This window comes from uncultured Gemella sp. (assembly GCF_963525875.1).
GTDB lineage: Bacteria > Bacillota > Bacilli > Staphylococcales > Gemellaceae > Gemella.
The window spans coordinates 47,061-64,970 of record NZ_CAURMG010000004.1 but is presented as its reverse complement, the minus strand read 5'-3'; the positions used below and the strand labels follow the sequence as shown (position 1 = coordinate 64,970).

At 28.7% G+C, this 17,910-nt stretch carries 17 protein-coding genes; 3 read left to right on the top strand and 14 right to left on the bottom strand.

The annotated features are described in order from the left end of the window. The first annotated feature begins 197 nt into the window (after nucleotides 1-197). Nucleotides 198-2,534, top strand: coding sequence for an ATP-dependent RecD-like DNA helicase (locus tag RWQ73_RS01505; RefSeq protein ID WP_314406368.1), 2,337 nt, complete (start codon nucleotides 198-200; stop codon nucleotides 2,532-2,534). Nucleotides 2,535-2,573: 39 nt separating this feature from the next. On the opposite strand, the gene RWQ73_RS01500 is transcribed toward RWQ73_RS01505, so the two are convergent. Continuing rightward, nucleotides 2,574-3,332 (bottom strand): hypothetical protein, encoded by a 759-nt coding sequence (locus RWQ73_RS01500; RefSeq protein ID WP_314406367.1) that lies wholly within the window; start codon nucleotides 3,330-3,332, stop codon nucleotides 2,574-2,576. 3 nt (nucleotides 3,333-3,335) lie between these two features. Beyond that, nucleotides 3,336-4,022 (bottom strand): 2,3-diphosphoglycerate-dependent phosphoglycerate mutase, encoded by a 687-nt coding sequence (gene gpmA, locus RWQ73_RS01495; protein ID WP_003145064.1) that lies wholly within the window; start codon nucleotides 4,020-4,022, stop codon nucleotides 3,336-3,338. A gap of 544 nt (nucleotides 4,023-4,566) precedes the next feature. On the opposite strand from gpmA, the gene RWQ73_RS01490 reads away from it, so the two are divergent. Further along, entirely contained in the window at nucleotides 4,567-5,199 is a 633-nt protein-coding gene (locus tag RWQ73_RS01490) for a S24 family peptidase (protein ID WP_314406366.1), read from the top strand. An 86-nt stretch (nucleotides 5,200-5,285) separates the two neighbouring features. Here RWQ73_RS01490 and prmC read toward each other — a convergent pair whose 3' ends face one another. The 11 genes from prmC to clpX all read right to left on the bottom strand — a co-directional run bounded on the left by prmC (nucleotide 5,286) and on the right by clpX (nucleotide 15,512). Continuing rightward, nucleotides 5,286-6,128, bottom strand: coding sequence for a peptide chain release factor N(5)-glutamine methyltransferase (prmC, locus tag RWQ73_RS01485; protein WP_314406365.1), 843 nt, complete (start codon nucleotides 6,126-6,128; stop codon nucleotides 5,286-5,288). Further along, a complete protein-coding gene (gene prfA / locus RWQ73_RS01480; RefSeq protein ID WP_314406363.1) occupies nucleotides 6,128-7,216 on the bottom strand; it encodes a peptide chain release factor 1 in 1,089 nt (362 codons plus the stop codon). The genes prmC and prfA overlap by 1 nt, the downstream gene beginning before the upstream one ends. A gap of 14 nt (nucleotides 7,217-7,230) precedes the next feature. Beyond that, nucleotides 7,231-7,809: a thymidine kinase gene (locus RWQ73_RS01475; protein ID WP_314406362.1), complete on the bottom strand. Its 579-nt coding sequence runs from the start codon at nucleotides 7,807-7,809 to the stop codon at nucleotides 7,231-7,233. An 87-nt stretch (nucleotides 7,810-7,896) separates the two neighbouring features. Next, nucleotides 7,897-8,142 carry a type B 50S ribosomal protein L31 gene (locus tag RWQ73_RS01470; protein ID WP_314086282.1) on the bottom strand — a complete coding sequence of 82 codons (246 nt, stop codon included), beginning with the start codon at nucleotides 8,140-8,142 and terminating at the stop codon, nucleotides 7,897-7,899. Nucleotides 8,143-8,391: 249 nt separating this feature from the next. Continuing rightward, on the bottom strand, nucleotides 8,392-9,228 hold the full coding sequence (locus RWQ73_RS01465) for an amino acid ABC transporter substrate-binding protein (protein WP_314406361.1): 837 nt from the start codon (nucleotides 9,226-9,228) through the stop codon (nucleotides 8,392-8,394). Between the two features lie 11 nt (nucleotides 9,229-9,239). Next, nucleotides 9,240-9,869: an ATP-binding cassette domain-containing protein gene (locus RWQ73_RS01460; protein WP_314406360.1), complete on the bottom strand. Its 630-nt coding sequence runs from the start codon at nucleotides 9,867-9,869 to the stop codon at nucleotides 9,240-9,242. A gap of 3 nt (nucleotides 9,870-9,872) precedes the next feature. Continuing rightward, on the bottom strand, nucleotides 9,873-10,517 hold the full coding sequence (locus tag RWQ73_RS01455) for an amino acid ABC transporter permease (RefSeq protein ID WP_314406359.1): 645 nt from the start codon (nucleotides 10,515-10,517) through the stop codon (nucleotides 9,873-9,875). A gap of 136 nt (nucleotides 10,518-10,653) precedes the next feature. Continuing rightward, a complete protein-coding gene (gene rpsP / locus RWQ73_RS01450) occupies nucleotides 10,654-10,926 on the bottom strand; it encodes a 30S ribosomal protein S16 (RefSeq protein WP_314086294.1) in 273 nt (90 codons plus the stop codon). Between the two features lie 458 nt (nucleotides 10,927-11,384). Next, a complete protein-coding gene (gene yihA, locus RWQ73_RS01445) occupies nucleotides 11,385-11,981 on the bottom strand; it encodes a ribosome biogenesis GTP-binding protein YihA/YsxC (RefSeq protein WP_399540955.1) in 597 nt (198 codons plus the stop codon). Between the two features lie 2 nt (nucleotides 11,982-11,983). Beyond that, nucleotides 11,984-14,281 (bottom strand): endopeptidase La, encoded by a 2,298-nt coding sequence (gene lon, locus RWQ73_RS01440; protein WP_314406358.1) that lies wholly within the window; start codon nucleotides 14,279-14,281, stop codon nucleotides 11,984-11,986. Nucleotides 14,282-14,303: 22 nt separating this feature from the next. Then, a complete protein-coding gene (gene clpX, locus RWQ73_RS01435) occupies nucleotides 14,304-15,512 on the bottom strand; it encodes an ATP-dependent Clp protease ATP-binding subunit ClpX (RefSeq protein WP_314406357.1) in 1,209 nt (402 codons plus the stop codon). Nucleotides 15,513-15,865: 353 nt separating this feature from the next. Between clpX and RWQ73_RS01430 the strand changes: the two genes are divergently transcribed. Then, the gene (locus RWQ73_RS01430) at nucleotides 15,866-17,107 is read left to right on the top strand and encodes an aminotransferase class I/II-fold pyridoxal phosphate-dependent enzyme (RefSeq protein ID WP_314406356.1); all 1,242 of its coding nucleotides are present in this window, start codon (nucleotides 15,866-15,868) and stop codon (nucleotides 17,105-17,107) included. A gap of 71 nt (nucleotides 17,108-17,178) precedes the next feature. Here the strand turns inward: RWQ73_RS01430 and RWQ73_RS01425 are convergent, their stop codons facing one another. After that, the gene (locus RWQ73_RS01425) at nucleotides 17,179-17,907 is read right to left on the bottom strand and encodes a glutamine amidotransferase (RefSeq protein WP_314085560.1); all 729 of its coding nucleotides are present in this window, start codon (nucleotides 17,905-17,907) and stop codon (nucleotides 17,179-17,181) included. Nucleotides 17,908-17,910: the final 3 nt, after the last annotated feature.

Genomic DNA, 17,910 nt, shown 5'->3' with positions numbered 1-17,910 from the left:
AATTGCCATAACGAAACTTATTTTGTAACTAAAATAACATATTTATTTTCTGTAATATTTTTTCTTTCTCTCTAAATTGTAACGAATATAAAACTTTACTTATAATATTATCTAACATTTATTTCATTATCCTCACTAGACATTTTCATTATTATATATTATCATTGTTCTTAGAAAGAAATTTGTAGGAGATTTATATGCAAACAGTAGAAGGATATTTAAACAAGATTATTTTTCATAATAAAGATAATAATTATTATATTCTATCAATATTTTTAAATGATAAATATGATTTTGCTGAAGGAGACTATTTAAGCGTTGTTGGTACATTTAATGATTTTGAATTTGTGGAGGATGATTTATATTCTTTTAAGGGTGAAATCGTACAACATAGAAAATATGGAATTCAACTTTCGGCTATCGTTGTAGAACCAGTCATTGAAAAAGATAAAGAAGCTATTGTTTCATATTTATCTAGTTCAATTTTTCAAGGTGTAGGTAGAAAAACAGCTGAACTAATAGTAGATAGTTTAGGTGTGGATGCATTAGATAAAATTTATGAAGATAAAGATTGCCTATTTAAAATTAAAGGTATACCAACTCAGCGTAAAGATACTATCTACGCTACTATAGTAGCCAACAAACAAACACAAGACATTATACTAAAACTAAATGAATATAATCTTAGTAATAACCTAATATTAAAAATATATAACTTTTATAAACATAACACATTACGCACAATTACAGAAAATCCCTACGCACTAATAAAAGATATTAAAGGAATTAATTTCAAAACTGTTGATAAAATTGCTGAAACAAATGAAATTGCTGTAAACGATCAAAATAGAATTCTTTATGGCTTTATATATACGATTAATTCATTTTGTTTCTCTACAGGAAATACCTATATTTCAAAAAATAATCTTTTATACAATACTTTTAACGTGCTCTATTCTTCAAGAAATACAGCCGTTGATAAACAAGATATCCTAAATGCATATACCTTCGCTTTAGATACTGGAAAATTAATTGAAATCGAAGACAGAGTGTTTTTACCAGAAATTTATTACTCAGAATATTCTATTTACAGTGATATAAATCGTAGATTACAACAAGAAAATAGTATTGATATCAGCGATGAATTATTAGATAAATATATAACCGAAGTTGAAGATGAATTAGAAATAGAATACGATATTGTACAAATTGCTGCAATTAAAAACTGTATTCTTAATAACTTTGCTATTTTAACAGGGGGACCTGGGACCGGTAAAACAACTATTATTCTAGCGGTAATTAAAATATTTCAAAAGATTAAAAATTATAGTATTCACGACTTACTTGATGAAACTAGAAATATTATTACTCTATGTGCTCCTACTGGCAAGGCTGCAAAACGAATGTCTGAAAGTACTGGCTTTTATGCTTCTACTATACATAAAGCAATTGGATGGAGCACAGAAGATGAGAATATGGAAGAATTTGTCAGTGACAAAAGTATAAAATCAGAATTGGTAATTATTGATGAATCTAGTATGATTGATGTCTTCTTAATGTATAACCTATTGAAGATAATTCATAAAGATGCCAAGATAATTTTAGTTGGAGATAACGATCAGCTACCTTCAATAGCACCTGGTAATGTATTGAATGACTTAATAAATTCTAATGCTATTTCTACGGTGAAATTAAATAAAATCTTTAGACAAAGTGAACACTCTAGTATTATCAATATTTCACATTCTATAAAAAATAATATTCCATTTGATGTACTAGAAAATTTCGATGATAAAGAGTTTATTTCTGCGAATAAAAATGAAATGATAAATGTTATTTCTGCAGTTTATGACGATTTGATTAAGACAACAAATAAGGAGAATATTCAAATACTTGCTCCTATTTATAAAGGTACTAGTGGTATCAATGAGATAAACACAGCTATTCAATCAAGATTCAATGACAATGATGAACAAATTGAGTATGGAGAATTAATTTATAAAATCAATGATAGGGTTATGCAACTTGTAAATAGACCTGAAGATAATATATTCAACGGTGATATTGGTTATATTCAAGAAATATACAAAGAGGGAAATAAAGTTAAAATAGTTATTGATTATGACGATAATTATGTTACATATGAAAAACAAGAACTTAATCAAATAACACTTTCATATGCTTGCTCAATACACAAAGCTCAAGGATCGGAGTTTGAAAATGTTATTATTCCTTTTATAGATAATTATAATTTCATGTTAAATAAAAATCTAACTTATACTGCAATAACTCGAGCTAAGAAAAAGTTAATTCTTTGCGGTAATTCAAATGTATTTTACAAATCTATTGAACCAACAAATGTAGTCAACAGGCAAACTGCTTTAGAATGGTTCTTTACAGCAAATAAAGAAGAGGAAATTAATAATATTGATATAGATAATGAATTGAAGACATATATACTTGACTACCAAAACATTAATACTATCGATCCAATGATTGGCATGGAAGATATTAAACCTACTGATTTTTTATAATAACAAAACCTGGGCACACAATATACCCAGGTTTTATTTTTACATAGCTGCAAGATCACGAGCAATTTTATCAATATCATTTATACTTAAAAAAGCCCCCGCAATCGCAGATCCTTTTTTAGCTTCTACAGATGAATTTACAGCTGTAATTACAGTGTTAGTTAAAACTTCTAGTCTAGTAATTTTTTGTTTGACTTCAGCTAATTTATCATACTCAATCGTCTCTTTAGATAATGATTTTAAAGTTACTATAGATGCATTTACTTTATCTGTAACATCTTTAAATTTCTCCACTTTATCACCTAGTGGACGTGATTTATCTAAATCTGTTTCAATAGTTCCTACTAATTCATCAAAACTTATTAACTCTTTAGAAAAAGCAGCTAATTTATTTTTCATATAGTTATTTGAATATTTAGTTTGTTCTATATTATAATTTTTATTTGCACTATCTTTAGTACTAAATGTAACTGTATTATTGTTTTTTGTAACAATAACAATATTAAAATCCTTATTACTAAACTCTGTTGAAGTTATTTTATCAGCAGTTATTGCTTTTCCATTAAAGTTATTTAATTTAAGAGATTTTATAATTGTATCAAACCCCTCTTTATTTATAACTTCATCATCTGTATAGATAACTAATTTATTTTCTTTCTTATCAAATTCTGTTTTTTCTAGCTGGCTTAAAGTCACAGAATTAGTAAGTTTTTGCAATTGTTCTGTAGAGATATCTCCTTTAGAACCACAACCTTGCAGAATTAGCAAGGTTGTTAGTAATATTATCAACTTTTTCATTTATTAGAATAATTCCGGTGCAGAGATAATATTTAAGTTCTCGTCAATTTCAAATACTAATGGAGTACCTGTTGGTAAGTTTAAATCTAAGATTTGTTCATCAGAGATGTTTAATAAGTATTTGATTAACGCTCTTAAACTATTTCCGTGAGCAGAAATAAGCACATTTTTACCAGCTTTAATTTGTTTAGAAATATCGCTTTCCCAATATGGTAATACACGATCAATAGTAAGTTTTAAGCTTTCACCTGATGGGATTTCTCCTTCAGGAATCTCTTTATATCTATCGATGTTTCCTGGGTACATGTCACTAGATTTATCTAATGCTGGAGGTGCAACATCAAAACTTCTTCTCCAGATGTGAACTTGTTCATCACCATATTTTTCAGCAGTTTCTGCTTTATTTAATCCTTGAAGAGCACCATAGTGTCTTTCATTTAATCTCCAGCTTTTGTGTACTGGAATCCATAATAAATCTAATTCTTCTAAGAATAAGTTTAGAGTTTTAATAGCACGTTTTTGGTATGAAGTATAAGCTACATCAAAAGTAAGTCCTAATTCTTTAAGAGTTTGTCCACCTTTAATAGCTTCTTGTCTACCTTTATCAGTGATATCTACATCAACCCATCCAGTAAATCTGTTTTCAAGATTCCATTGGCTTTCACCATGTCTAGTTAATACTAATTTCATTAAGAAATCCTCCTAATATTATTATTATATTTTTTATTATACAATATTTTCCAGTATTAGTACATAGTTTTTATTATAATTACATCTTTGAAAACGTTCTATAGATTTATTTTTTAAAAGTATTTAAATAATTTTATTACTGTAAAAGAAATAAGACTAGTCGCATTGATATAATACTCCTAATCTTATAATAATAAATAATAATTTTTCTTCATAACAACTATTTTAAATATATAAAACCTACTTAATAGACTTTACGATTTAATTTACCTCTTTTTACAATTTTTAATTGATTTGTTTCGAAAAATGTAAAAACTTTTGCTAATAATACCAATATAATAATCCAAAATATAAACATAATATTACCTACTTTCTTTTATACGTAAAACTTAATTTCTTTCTATGCTTATATAATAACATACGGAAAACCGAAAATCAAGAGAAAAATTCATATTTCTTAATTTTTTTATTAAATTCTCTTGATTTTATATACGGTTTACTTTATAATTTAAATATAAACAAATATAGATTGGAAATTAGCATTATGACTACAACTTTTAGTATCAGATTTAAAAAGTGTTTAAAAGAAAAGAATATAAAACAAGCAGAACTAGCTCGCTTCACTAAAATTACTCCCTCATCTATTAGTGATTGGTCAAAAGGTAAATATACGCCTAAACGTGATAAGCTTCTAGCAATAGCAGAATATTTATCTGTCAATCCCGATTGGCTTGTAGGAGAAAGTGAAATTATGGACCTTACATCTCATGAAAATAAATTTAATGAAACTTACGATTTCTCTGATGATGTGTCAAAACTACCAATTCTAGGTACTATCTGTGCCGGTGATGGTGTATATATAGAAGAAGAGTATGATGAACATATTTTTATAGATCAAGGAATGCGTGCGGATTTTGCTTTACGTGTTAAAGGGGATAGCATGATTGAAGCTGGAATATTCGATGGAGATCTAGTATTTATAAGGCAACAAAGTTCTGTTAGAAATGGGAAAATAGCGGCTGTTCGTTTAACTGAATGGAATGAAGCATCACTAAAAAAAATATTCGTAAAAAACGACAATGTAATCCTTTATCCATGTAATCCTAACTATGAACCGATTGTCACTAGAAACGTTGAAATTATTGGAGAATGTGTAGGAGTTTATAGGGAACTTTAATTTTTGATTTTAAACAGATTATCACAATAGAAATAAAGACAAGAGTTTATTAACTTAGGTAATTTCCTAAGTAACTCTCGTCTTTTTTATTTCTCTCCTAAAAATGCTATTCTATCTCGACCATTTAAATCTTTATATACTTCAGCATGATAAGCATTTATATCTGCTAATTTTATAATTTTATTTCTTTGATCATATCCTATTTCAAAGAATATAACACCACTATGATTTAGATAATTTTTAGCTTTCTCTACAATTTTACGATAAAAATACATCCCCTCTTCTTCTGCAAACAACGCTAAATGAGGATCGTAATTCAATACATTAGCTTTCATCGTAATCTCATCTTTACGATCTATATACGGAGGATTAGATACGATAATATCAAATTTTTCATCTATATTATTAAAGATATCTGATTTTATAAATTTAATATCAGCATTATTTAGTTTTGCATTTTCTTTTGCAACTTCTAGAGCTTCTCCACTAATATCACTAGCTATAATCTCAACTGATTTTAGTTCTAATTCTTTTTTTAACGTAATAGCTATAATACCACTTCCAGTACAAAGATCTAAGATTTTTATACTATCTTTCTTAGTTGTTTTTACGTATTCAATTACCCTATATATAAGCTCTTCAGTCTCCATTCTAGGCGATAGAACATCTTTGGTAACTTTAAATTTTCTATCATAGAAATACTCAAATCCTACTAAATGACTTAATGGCATATCTTCTCTAATATGTTTTTCTATTAAAGAAAAATACATTTCTTCGTTTTCTTTTGATAATACTTCTGAAATATTATTTGAGAATAGCTGCGGCTTTTCATCTAACATATACATTAATAAAAATCTTGCTAGACTCTCTTCTTTTCCTTGTCTTCTTAAAAGAAGACAAGCTTTTGTTATAGCTTGCCTTCTGTTCATTATAGTTTTTCACCTTTATTAAGTTCTGCCATTTTTTCAGCTTGTTCTGCAATACGAAGTGCTTCTAGTACCTCATCAAGTTTACCTTCCATAATTTGGTCTAATTTTTGAATAGTTAAACCAATTCTGTGGTCAGTAACACGATTTTGAGGATAGTTATAAGTTCTAATACGCTCAGAACGGTCTCCTGTACCAACTTTAGACTTACGTTCAGCATCAAACTTAGCTTGCTCTTCTTGTTGATATTTATCGTATACACGAGCTCGTAAAACTTTCATAGCTTTTTCTTTATTTTTAATCTGAGAACGTTCATCCTGCATAGATACTACTACACCTGTAGGAATGTGAGTTAAACGTACAGCTGACATTGTTGTATTTACCGATTGACCTCCAGCACCACTCGATGCAAAAGTATCAACACGAATATCATTTTCATTAATATCAATTTCAATCTCTTCAGCTTCTGGTAATACTACTACCGTTGCAGTAGATGTATGAATACGACCACTTGATTCTGTTGTTGGAACACGTTGTACACGATGAGCTCCACTTTCGAATTTCATCTTAGAATAGACATCTTCTCCAGAAACAATAAAAATTGCTTCTTTGATACCTCCGATTCCAGTCTCTGAACGTTCTAGTACATCAACTTTCCATCCTTGAGATTCTGCAAATCTAGTATACATACGTAATAAATCCCCTGCAAACAATTGCGCTTCATCTCCACCAGCAGCTCCACGAACCTCAACAACAACGTTTTTACCGTCATTTGGATCTTTTGGTAATAATAATATTTTTAATTCTTCTTCCATAGGTGCAAGAGTCGGTTCTAATTCCTTAATTTCCTCTTGCATCATTTCTTTCATTTCTTTATCTTCTTCAATTTCAAGAAGTTCTTTAGTGTCTTTTATTTGTTGCACTATATCTTTATATTCTCTAAACACCGATACCGTTTTTTCAATTGAACGTTGTTCTTTTGAATATTCCATAAGTTTTTTTGTATCACTTACAACATCTGGATCACTTAGTAATTCATTTAATTTTTCATAACGCTCTTCAACTATCTCAAGTTGTCCAAAAATTTCCATTTGTTCCTCCTAATTTATCTTCTAATTTCATGACAATGACGACATCTAGCCTCATACGATTCACTTGCTCCAATTACTACTATTGGATCATCATACTTAGCAGGTTCTCCATTTATCAATCTTTGGCTTCTACTTGCTTCTTTACCACACTTATTACAAACTGCATGAAGTTTTGTAACCATTTCGCTAATAGCCATAATTTCTGGCATTGGATAAAATGGCTCGGCCTTAAAGTCCATATCTAATCCCGCAACAATAACACGAATTCCATTATCAGCAAGATTATTAATTACTTCAACAATTTTTTTGTCAAAAAATTGCACTTCATCAATACCTATAATATCATAATTTTTATTTTTTATATAGTCATAAATTTCTTCAGCTTTATCTATATTTACAGATTCATAAGTGTTACCATTATGAGTCGATACTTTATTTTCTTCATATCTATTATCAATAGACGGTTTGAATAAAAGTACACTTTGTTTAGCAATTACCCCACGTTTAATACGTCTTAATAATTCTTCTGATTTCCCAGAAAACATACTACCACAAATACATTCTATCCAACCAAATTTTCTATTTTCTACCATTTCTAATCCCCTTGGGCTTATATTATATACAATTACTAATAGAATAAAAACAGACAATCCAATAAAGATATGCCTGTTTTATTTTTCTTACTTGATACCGTATTTTTTGTTGAAACGTTCGATACGACCATCTGCTTGAGCGAATCTTTGACGCCCTGTGTAGAATGGGTGTGTATCTGAAGAGATCTCAACTTTTAATAATGGGTATGTATTTCCATCTTCCCACTCGATAGTTTCTTTAGATGGTTTAGTTGAACCACTTAAGAATTTGAAACCACTTGTAGTATCTAAGAATACAACTTTACGGTAATCTGGGTGAATTCCTTCTCTCATTATTATCGTCTCCTTCTGCCCTGAACGCTTTTAATACGAACAGAGTTATTTTTCAGTGAGTTAATCACATACCTATTTATTATAAATAATAATTAGGAAAAAATCAAGTACTTTTACTAATATTTGTAAACTTTTTTTGTTGACACCTATTACAACTATATTATACTTAAATGATTGAATTTCAAATAAAAATTCTATAAAAAGGAGGTTCACTACATTAAATTTTAATGATAGTCACCTCCTCATAACTTATTTACTTTTAACTTCTTTTGTTGCTACATCTTCTCCAAACCATTTCTTAGAAATTTCTTGGAATTTTCCTTCTTTATATAACTCATAAAAAGCGTCGTTAATCTTGTCGACAAGTGTTATATCTGCTTTTCTTGCGCCTACCGCAAAAGCTTCACTATCAAATCCAGCATCTAATATATTGAAATCTTCAAGTTTATTTTGTTGTTTTAAATAGTAATTCGCGTATACCCTGTCAATTAATAAGGCATCTATTCGGTCATTTTCTAGGTCTATTAAAGCTTCATTAAAACTCTCATATTGGGTAGCATCGTTATTTTTAACTATATTCTTAAGTACCTCAGGCTTTTCATTAAATGTATCATATCCTGAAGATCCATTTTGAGCTCCTAGTATTTTATCCTTCAATTCAGAAATAGATTTAATATTTTTTGATTTTTTTACAACAATAACTTGTTCATTAATCATATACTGTTTTGTGAATTGAACAACACTTTCTCTTTCTTCAGTTTTTGAATAACCATTCCAAATCAAATCAATGTTACCATTTTTTAATTCAGTTTCTTTTAAATCCCAGTTAATAGCTTGCCACTCAACTTTAATTCCATATTTTTCAAAAACTGCATTCGCTAAATCAATATCGAATCCTACATTTTTACCACTTTTATCTTGGAATCCCATCGGAACAAATGTATTATCAAAACCGATAATAATTTTCTTATCAGTTTGGAAATTATTCCAATTATCTTTTTTAGGTTTATCTTTTCCTCCTGATGCACAACCAGTGATTATTAGAACAGTCATAATTAGTGTAATAAGGAATTTCAATTTTCTCATATTTTCACCTCTTATCTTGGTTCTACTTTCAGAATATTATCTGCTATGTTCTCAGCAAACTGCAAATCGTGTGTTACGACAATCTGAGTTATACCTAGTTCTCTATTCTTCAAAATTAATTTTTCAACTTCCAATCTAAGTTCAGGGTCTAAAGCACTAGTAGGTTCATCATATCCTATTATTTTGGGTTCTATCATCATCGCACGAGCTAATGCAACACGTTGTCTTTGACCACCTGATAAAGAAATAGGATAATTATTAACCTGTTTTTCTAAACCAAGTTTCTCTAATAATTCTAATGCCTTTTTCTCAGCATCGTTTTTTTCCATACTCATTGTTTTTATTGGTGAAAGTACTAAATTTTCTAATACAGTAAGATGTGGAAAAAGTTGAAAATCTTGGAATACAAAACCTAACAGATTTCTTTTTTCCAATTCATCTATAGGAAGCGACTCACCATTATAAATAATTTCACCAGAATCTATTTTTTCAAGTCCAGCTAACATCCTTAATAAAGTAGTCTTACCACCACCAGAAGGCCCAACTATTGCTAAAATCTTATTTTCTTCAACTGTCAAATTGAAATCAGAGAGTATTTGTCGATCTTTAAATTTTTTACTAATATTTTTTAATTCTAACATAAGTTACCTCCCATCATAATTATAACGTTTTTCTACTCGTTTAGATATAATTGTTACAATACCAATTAATATTAAATAAATTGCACCCGCTACAAACATTGGTAATAGACTAGCATCTCTGTTCGCTGCTGTTCTACTAGCTAAAATCAAATCACTAATTCCCAAGGCATATACTAATGATGTATCCTTAACTAAACTCATTATTTCGTTAAATACACTAGGTAAGACAATTTTTATTACTTGTGGTAAAATCACATACCTAATAGTTTGAAACTGAGTAAATTTTAATACCTTTGCCGCTTCATATTGTCCTTTTGGTATAGAGTCAATACCTCCACGGAATATTTCAGCAAAGTACGCTGCATAATTTAAGGTGAATGCAATTATAGCTGCAGGTAATCTATCAAAACGTATTCCTACTGAAGGCAGTACATAATAGATAAAAATTAACTGTAATAATAACGGTGTTCCACGCATAATCCAAATATAAATATTAATAAAATAATTTAGTATCTTTATATTAAAACGCATTATGAATGCAACAAAAATACCTAATGGAATAGATAAAATTAGTACTAAGAAGAATACTTCTAAAGTTATTAATGCACCATTCAATAAACTAGGTAATATTTCAATTAAATATTCCATATATTATCCTCCTTTTTTATATTTTTTACTCCACTCTACAGCCATATAGTTGTGTTGTGTTTAGATTTTTTATATTATATTATAACACAATTTAAAACAAACAAAAACCCCTTATTTTACTAAGGGGCTAAATTTCTTATTTATTTAATTTTGATTCGTGGAATTTTTTCATAATTCCTTCTTTTGATAATAAACTTCTAACTGTGTCAGAAGGTTGAGCTCCATTACCTAACCATTTTAATGCTAACTCTTCATCGATTTTAACTTCTGCTGGTTCTTTAACAGCATTGTAAGTACCGATAGTTTCGATAGAACGTCCATCACGTGGAGATCTTGAATCAGCAACAACGATACGGTAGAAAGGTGATTTTTTAGCACCTAATCTTTTTAAACGGATTTTTACTGCCATGTTTGTACTCCTTATGTTTCAACTTTTTATTAATTTTATGTGTGTGTGTTTATGAAGTGTTTTAATGAAAAAGTTGAATCTATAACGCTAAGTTTTCTAAGCTAGATATTATTCTAACATTAAAATAAATGTATGTCAATAGTTTTTGGTGAAAAATGTCAACTTTTTTTGTTGACTCACCTAAACCTTATTATAACAAGTTTTCTTTAGTATGTAAAGATAAAATATTTATAAATAGTTCACCATATATCCTGTAAAGATAATCAAAAATAGGACTGAACCAAAAATCTAAATTCATAAACATTTTAAATGAGAAATCATAGATGTAGCGTTTTATTGATATCTACATACGTTTATAAAACTTTTTTATATCTAAAACACTTTGTGGGGATGACTCTACAAAATCAATTTTCTTCAAAATTATGATTTTAAGGTCATTCCCCACCACTTTTTTTATACTAATCTTCTAATACCTTAGCTATTTCTTTTAGAACCTGTTCTTTTCCTATCTTCGTAACAGAAGAAAATGGAATAATTGCCATATTATTTGTTAAGTCTAATTCACGCTTTATAATTCCTGTATTTTTAGCAAGTTCATTTTTAGATATTTTATCAATTTTTGTCATGACTATAACAAATGGAATTTCATAATAATTAAGAAATTCATTCATTTCTATGTCATCTTGAGACGGTTTATGTCTACTGTCTATTAAGTGTAAAACAAAACCTAGATTTTCACTATTAGTGAAATATTCTACAATCATATCATACAGTTTTTCTTTTTCTGGTTTAGATAACTTAGCATAACCATAACCTGGAACGTCCACTAAAACAACTTTATCATCTACATCAAAGAAATTCAATGTACGTGTTTTACCAGGTTTTGAAGATACACGTGCATAATTTTTTCTTTCTAATATTGTATTAATAAAAGATGATTTACCAACATTAGATCGACCACACATTGCAACTTCGGGTTTATCATGCTCGGGATATTGTTTTCTTGATACTGCACTAATAAGTAGATCAACATTATGTGTATTTAACTTTATCATTACTATTCTCCAAATACTATTTTAAACACTTCTTGAATATTATCAACTGTATGAATAGTTAATTTCTCAAGAACTTCTTCTGGAATATCAATTAGATCTTTCTTATTCTTAGTTGGAATAATTATAGTATTAATATTCATTTTCTCTGAACTTAAGATTTTTTCTTTAACTCCGCCTATTGGTAAAACTTTCCCATGTAATGTCATTTCACCAGTCATAGCAATATTATTATCAACAGCTTTTTTAGTAAGAGCTGAATATACTGAAGTAGTAATTGTTATACCCGCAGAAGGACCATCTTTAGGAACTGCACCTTCTGGAACATGTAGATGAATATCAATTTCTGAAAAATTAATATCTTCAATTCTTAGCTTTTCAGCATTTGAACGTAAGAACGAGATAGCCATTTGAGCTGATTCTTTCATTACATCTCCTAACTTACCAGTTAAGATAATTTTACCTGTACCTTTTGAAATACTCGTTTCAATTTCCAATGTATCTCCACCTACTACAGTATAAGCTAAACCATTAACTAATCCAACCTCAGGTTTTACATTCTTATCTTTAGCGCTATATTTTTCTGGACCAGCAAATTCTTCAAGATTATTAACGCCAACCTTGATTTTTTCTTCACCCTTAAGAACTTTTAAAGCTGCTTTTCTACAAACCGAACCAAATACACGCTCTAAATTCCTAACACCAGCCTCATAAGTGTATCCATTAATTATTTTATTAATAGCTTGCTTACTAAATGTAATTTGATTTTTCTTAAGTCCATTTTCTTTAATTTGACGTGGAATTAAATATTTAGCCGCAATATTTTCTTTTTCTTTAATTGTATAAGACTCAAGTTCAATAACCTCCATTCTATCTCTAAGAGGTGCAGGGATTAAACTTAAATTATTCGCAGTTGCAATAAATAAAACTTTAGATAAATCAAATGGAATATCCAAGTAATGATCCACAAACTCATTATTTTGAGCTGGATCTATAACTTCAAGCATAGCCGCAGCCGGATCACCTTTTATATCTGAAGCCATTTTATCAATCTCATCAAGAAGAATCACAGGATTCTTAGTTTTAATTTTTTTCAAAGATTGAATAATTTTTCCAGGTAGAGCCCCTAAATATGTTCTTCTATGTCCACGAATCTCTGCTTCATCATGTACTCCACCTAAAGAAATACGAACAAAGTTTCTTCCCATTGACGAAGCAATTGACTTCGCTAATGAGCTCTTACCAACCCCAGGAGGACCTGATAAACATAATATTGGAGACTTCATATCATCTCTTAATTTTTTTACAGCTAAGAATTCCAAAATTCTTTCTTTAATTTTTTCTAAACCATAATGGTCTTCATTAAGAATTTTTTCCGCGTTCTGTATATCAATCTCATCATCAGTTAATGTATTCCATGGTAAAGCTACTACTGTATCCAGGTAAGTTCTAATTATAGAATGTTCTGGACTCATCACCGGTGTTTTTTCTAATCGATCAACTTCTTTTAATAATACTGCTTTATCTTCTTCTGATAACTCAATAGCATTAATAGCCTGACGAATTTTCTCAATATCATCATCTTCAGGTGCAATTTGTTTCAATTCATCTTGCACTACTTTCATTTGTTCTCTTAAGAAATACTCTTTTTGTTGATTATCTATATTCGCACGGACTTTTTCATCTATTTCACGTTTATAACTATTACCAACTAAAAACGCTTCTAAACTTCTATTCAAGAAAATTGCTTTCTTCTCTAAATCTAATAAAAACAATACTCGTTGTTTTAGCATTTTATCGATTGGGAAGAACTTAATATTTTTATTTATAAACTTCTCTAAATCGTCAGTTTTGTAATAATCTATATCAAAGTTTTCTCTTTTTAAATAATTAAGAAAATTAGTTCTAATACTATTTAATAATCCAGTTTTATCAAAACCATTATCAACTATTTCTCTTATGTTAATATCTAAGTGCTCTACATGATTATTATTGTATACTCCACTTTTTACTTCTGCGATACCATAACATTGATATTCATATTTTTTATTTTTTTTATCAATAGTTAATTGTCCATAAGTTCCAAAGAAAACGTTAAAGCCATTACTATCGAATACATCTTCTTCAGAAAAAGAATCATCATAACTATCAATAGGTTTTCTTTTATAAGTCACAAAAACTGGAATCTTATCTTTTTTAACAGTCTTTATTGTTTTTAAAAATTTTTTGTCCGTTACATCTATTGTATAAGTATTAGACGGAAAGAATAAATCTCTATTCTCTAATAAATAATATTTTGTCAAAACGAACTCCTCTCTAACCTAATTATTTTAATGTTGGTTTTGTTTTATTAATTACATTGTCACGTGTTACTGTACATGTCTTAATATTTTTATTACTAGGAATTTCAAACATTACATCCAATAATAATTCTTCAATAATAGAACGTAATCCACGTGCACCTGTTTTTCTTTTAATCGATTCTTTAGCTATTTCTTCTAAAGCTTCTTGTTCAAATACTAATTTAACTCCATCTAATTTAAACAAATACTCATATTGTTTAACTACAGAATTCTTCGGCTCAGTTAGTACCCTAACTAGATCCTTCTCATCTAATTCTTCTAGATAACAAACAACTGGAATACGACCTATAAATTCTGGAATCATACCAAATTTAACTAAATCTTCATGTTTAACTTTAGAGATAATATCTTCATTATCATTCAGCTCATCACTTTTAGAAAAACCAATAACTTTTTCTCCAAGACGACGTTTAATAATTTCTTCAATTCCAGAAAAAGCTCCACCAATGATAAATAGTATATTCTTTGTATTAATCTTTATCATTTCTTCACCAGGATGTTTTCTACCTCCTTGTGGTGGTACACTAGCTACAGTCCCCTCTAAAATTTTCAGAAGTGCTTGCTGAACTCCTTCACCTGAAACATCACGAGTAATTGATACATTCTCACCTTTTTTAGCGATTTTATCAATTTCATCGATATAAATTATTCCTTGTTCTGCTCTTTCTATATCATAATTAGCACTTTGAATAAGTCTAAGTAAAATATTTTCAACATCTTCTCCCACATAACCTGCTTCAGTTAATGTAGTTGCATCAGAAATAGCAAATGGAACATCTAGCATTTTCGCCAGAGTTTGCGCTATTAATGTTTTCCCAGATCCAGTACTCCCTATTAACGCTATATTACTTTTTTGCAATTCTATATCATGATTTTCTTTTGCTATAATTCTTTTATAATGATTATAAACAGCTACTGCTACAGATTTTTTAGCTTTGTCTTGGCTAATTACATACTCATTCAAATGTTTCATAATTTTTTGAGGCTCTAATAACTTAAATACCGGTTTGTTTTTAGCATTTCTATATTCAATTTCTTCATCTATAATATCAGAGCATAAATCAACGCATTCATCACATATAAATACATCGTTTCCTGCAATCATTTTAAAAACTTCATTAGTATTTTTCCCACAAAATGAACATCTTACTTCATCTTTATTTTTAACCATAATTACACCTCACATTATTGAACTTTTCCTATATCTTATTATCTTTTTATTATCAAATCGATACAAAGCTCAAAAAGATACAAATAATTATACCATATTTCCACTCTATTTTCTAGCAAAGACCATTATAAAATATTTACTATAGAAAGATTTATAATACTATACAATGATAATCTAAAATACATACTTAAGCTTTAATTTTCAACAAAATTAAAACTTAAAATATTATATCTTATTCAATTTATATAATTTTATCTTTCATTATAATTTGATTATTAAATTTCTATGTTCTACCTTTAAGTAATTGATTTTTAGTGGTATAATTATTTTATACAATCAACAGGAGGGATAACATGTCATTTTTTTCAAAATTAGGGGAAAACATTATTTTACCTCAAGACGTCTTAATACAGTCTAAAGAAACATCAGCAGTTGTCGGTGCAATAAATGCTACTATTGGTATTGCCACAGCAAACAAAAAAGCTATGGCATTACCATCAATAAACAAAGTAATAACAGAAATTAGTAATTCAGAATATCTACCATATTCTCCTACACCAGGTTTACCTAAAATGAGAGAATTGTGGAAAGAAAAGATATTAGCTGATAATCCAACTATTAATAAAGATTATCTTTCTCTACCTATGGTAACAACTGGTATAACTCAAGGTATAGATATAGCAGCTAACTTATTTAGCGAAAAGAACGATGCATTGCTTCTACCTAGTCTATTTTGGCAAAACTATGCACAAATATATACTATAAAATTAGGTAACAACATCTATAAATATAATCAATTTGATGAAGAAAATAATTTTAGTATCGAAAACTTTAAAACAGCTCTTTATTCAATAAAAGAAGATAAAATTTCATTAATATTAAACTTTCCAAATAATCCTACAGGATATACGCCATCAGACGATGAGTTAACTAAATTGGTTGAAGTAATTAATATTTTCGCAAAAGAACATCCTAGTAAACAACTTATCATTGTTTCTGATGATGCTTACTTCGGACTATTCTTCGAAGACAATCACAAAACCCCTACTTTAAGCGCAACATACAAACTTGCTGAAAATTCAAACTGTTTAATTGTGAAATTAGATGGTATAACAAAAGAATTTTATAGTTGGGGCTTACGTGTCGGTTTTATCACATACTACACAAAAGACAACACATTAAGAAAAATATTATTAGAGAAAACTCAAGGTTTCTTAAGAAGTACGACATCGTCTCCTTCTAATTTATCACAGCAAATAGCTCTTAGATTGTTGGAAAACAAACAAGCACTTTTAGAAAAAGAAGAAAACGATAATATTATTCAAGAAAGATACAACGAGCTAAAATCAGCTATTTCTAAAGAAAATTTAGCTACATTAGTTACAGTACTTCCATTTAACTCTGGTTATTTCTTTACTATAAAATTACCAACAGCGATTAATGCTCATGAATTCAGACTGAAATTTTTAAATGAATATAAATATGGAGTCTATTCTATGGATGACGAATATATAAGAATTGCATTTTCATGTTTAGATAAAGAACTAATTCCAGAACTTATTAGTAAATTTAAAGAGTGTATTCAAAAATTTTAAAATAAAGAACGGGAAAACTCAAAAAACTGATTTCAAAGAAATCTATTTTGGTGAGTCAGCCCCGTTCTTATTTATTTTATAGTTCTTTTTAACAGTTCAACCATATGTTTATTTGCATTTAATTCTATATCGTCATTTAAATCAATAAAATCATATGAACCATATTTATTATCTAATGCAGCCTTAATTAAATAATCTGTAACATTAGGATTTTTTGGTAAAATTGGACCATGAAGATAAGTTCCAATTAAATTATTATAAAGAATACCTTCCTTTTTATCATCATCGTTATTACCATAACCAACCACTACATTTCCTAGCGTTTCATAATTATGATATGTTCTTCCACCATGATTTTCAAAACCAACAATATTCCCAAATTTTTCAGATTCAACAAGTATATTTCCAATAAGACGCGGCGCATCTTTTTTAGATTCAGTATAAAAATCTAGTATGTTTAAACCTGGCAATTTGTCACCATCAACAGTTTTGTAATATTCACCTAAAAACTGATAACCTCCACAAATAGTAAGTGCGGGAATTCCATCCTCAATTGCTGATTTGAATTCATTCTTTATTTTACTAAATTGTTCAGTAGCTATACACTGTTCTCTATCGGAACCGCCTCCTATAAAAAACATATCGCACTCAGACAACTTTACACCATCAGTAGATGTAATATTTTCAATCTCAAGATTAATTCCACGCCATTCACAGCGTTTCTTCAATGCAATAACATTTCCTATATCACCGTATAAATTTAATTTGTCAGGCATAAAATGATATAATTTCAAGTTCATAGA

Excerpts from the sequence above, each read along its gene's own strand:
- prfA (WP_314406363.1), bottom strand. The coding sequence starts at position 7,216 with ATGGAAATTTTTGGACAACTTGAGATAGTTGAAGAGCGTTATGAAAAA.
- prmC (WP_314406365.1), bottom strand. The coding sequence starts at position 6,128 with ATGAACAGAAGGCAAGCTATAACAAAAGCTTGTCTTCTTTTAAGAAGA.
- RWQ73_RS01500 (WP_314406367.1), bottom strand. The coding sequence starts at position 3,332 with ATGAAAAAGTTGATAATATTACTAACAACCTTGCTAATTCTGCAAGGT.
- RWQ73_RS01460 (WP_314406360.1), bottom strand. The coding sequence starts at position 9,869 with ATGTTAGAATTAAAAAATATTAGTAAAAAATTTAAAGATCGACAAATA.
- RWQ73_RS01465 (WP_314406361.1), bottom strand. The coding sequence starts at position 9,228 with ATGAGAAAATTGAAATTCCTTATTACACTAATTATGACTGTTCTAATA.
- RWQ73_RS01430 (WP_314406356.1), top strand. The coding sequence starts at position 15,866 with ATGTCATTTTTTTCAAAATTAGGGGAAAACATTATTTTACCTCAAGAC.
- RWQ73_RS01425 (WP_314085560.1), bottom strand. The coding sequence starts at position 17,907 with ATGAACTTGAAATTATATCATTTTATGCCTGACAAATTAAATTTATAC.
- RWQ73_RS01455 (WP_314406359.1), bottom strand. The coding sequence starts at position 10,517 with ATGGAATATTTAATTGAAATATTACCTAGTTTATTGAATGGTGCATTA.
- rpsP (WP_314086294.1), bottom strand. The coding sequence starts at position 10,926 with ATGGCAGTAAAAATCCGTTTAAAAAGATTAGGTGCTAAAAAATCACCT.
- RWQ73_RS01470 (WP_314086282.1), bottom strand. The coding sequence starts at position 8,142 with ATGAGAGAAGGAATTCACCCAGATTACCGTAAAGTTGTATTCTTAGAT.
- RWQ73_RS01475 (WP_314406362.1), bottom strand. The coding sequence starts at position 7,809 with ATGGTAGAAAATAGAAAATTTGGTTGGATAGAATGTATTTGTGGTAGT.
- RWQ73_RS01505 (WP_314406368.1), top strand. The coding sequence starts at position 198 with ATGCAAACAGTAGAAGGATATTTAAACAAGATTATTTTTCATAATAAA.
- yihA (WP_399540955.1), bottom strand. The coding sequence starts at position 11,981 with ATGATAAAGTTAAATACACATAATGTTGATCTACTTATTAGTGCAGTA.
- RWQ73_RS01490 (WP_314406366.1), top strand. The coding sequence starts at position 4,567 with ATGACTACAACTTTTAGTATCAGATTTAAAAAGTGTTTAAAAGAAAAG.
- clpX (WP_314406357.1), bottom strand. The coding sequence starts at position 15,512 with ATGGTTAAAAATAAAGATGAAGTAAGATGTTCATTTTGTGGGAAAAAT.
- gpmA (WP_003145064.1), bottom strand. The coding sequence starts at position 4,022 with ATGAAATTAGTATTAACTAGACATGGTGAAAGCCAATGGAATCTTGAA.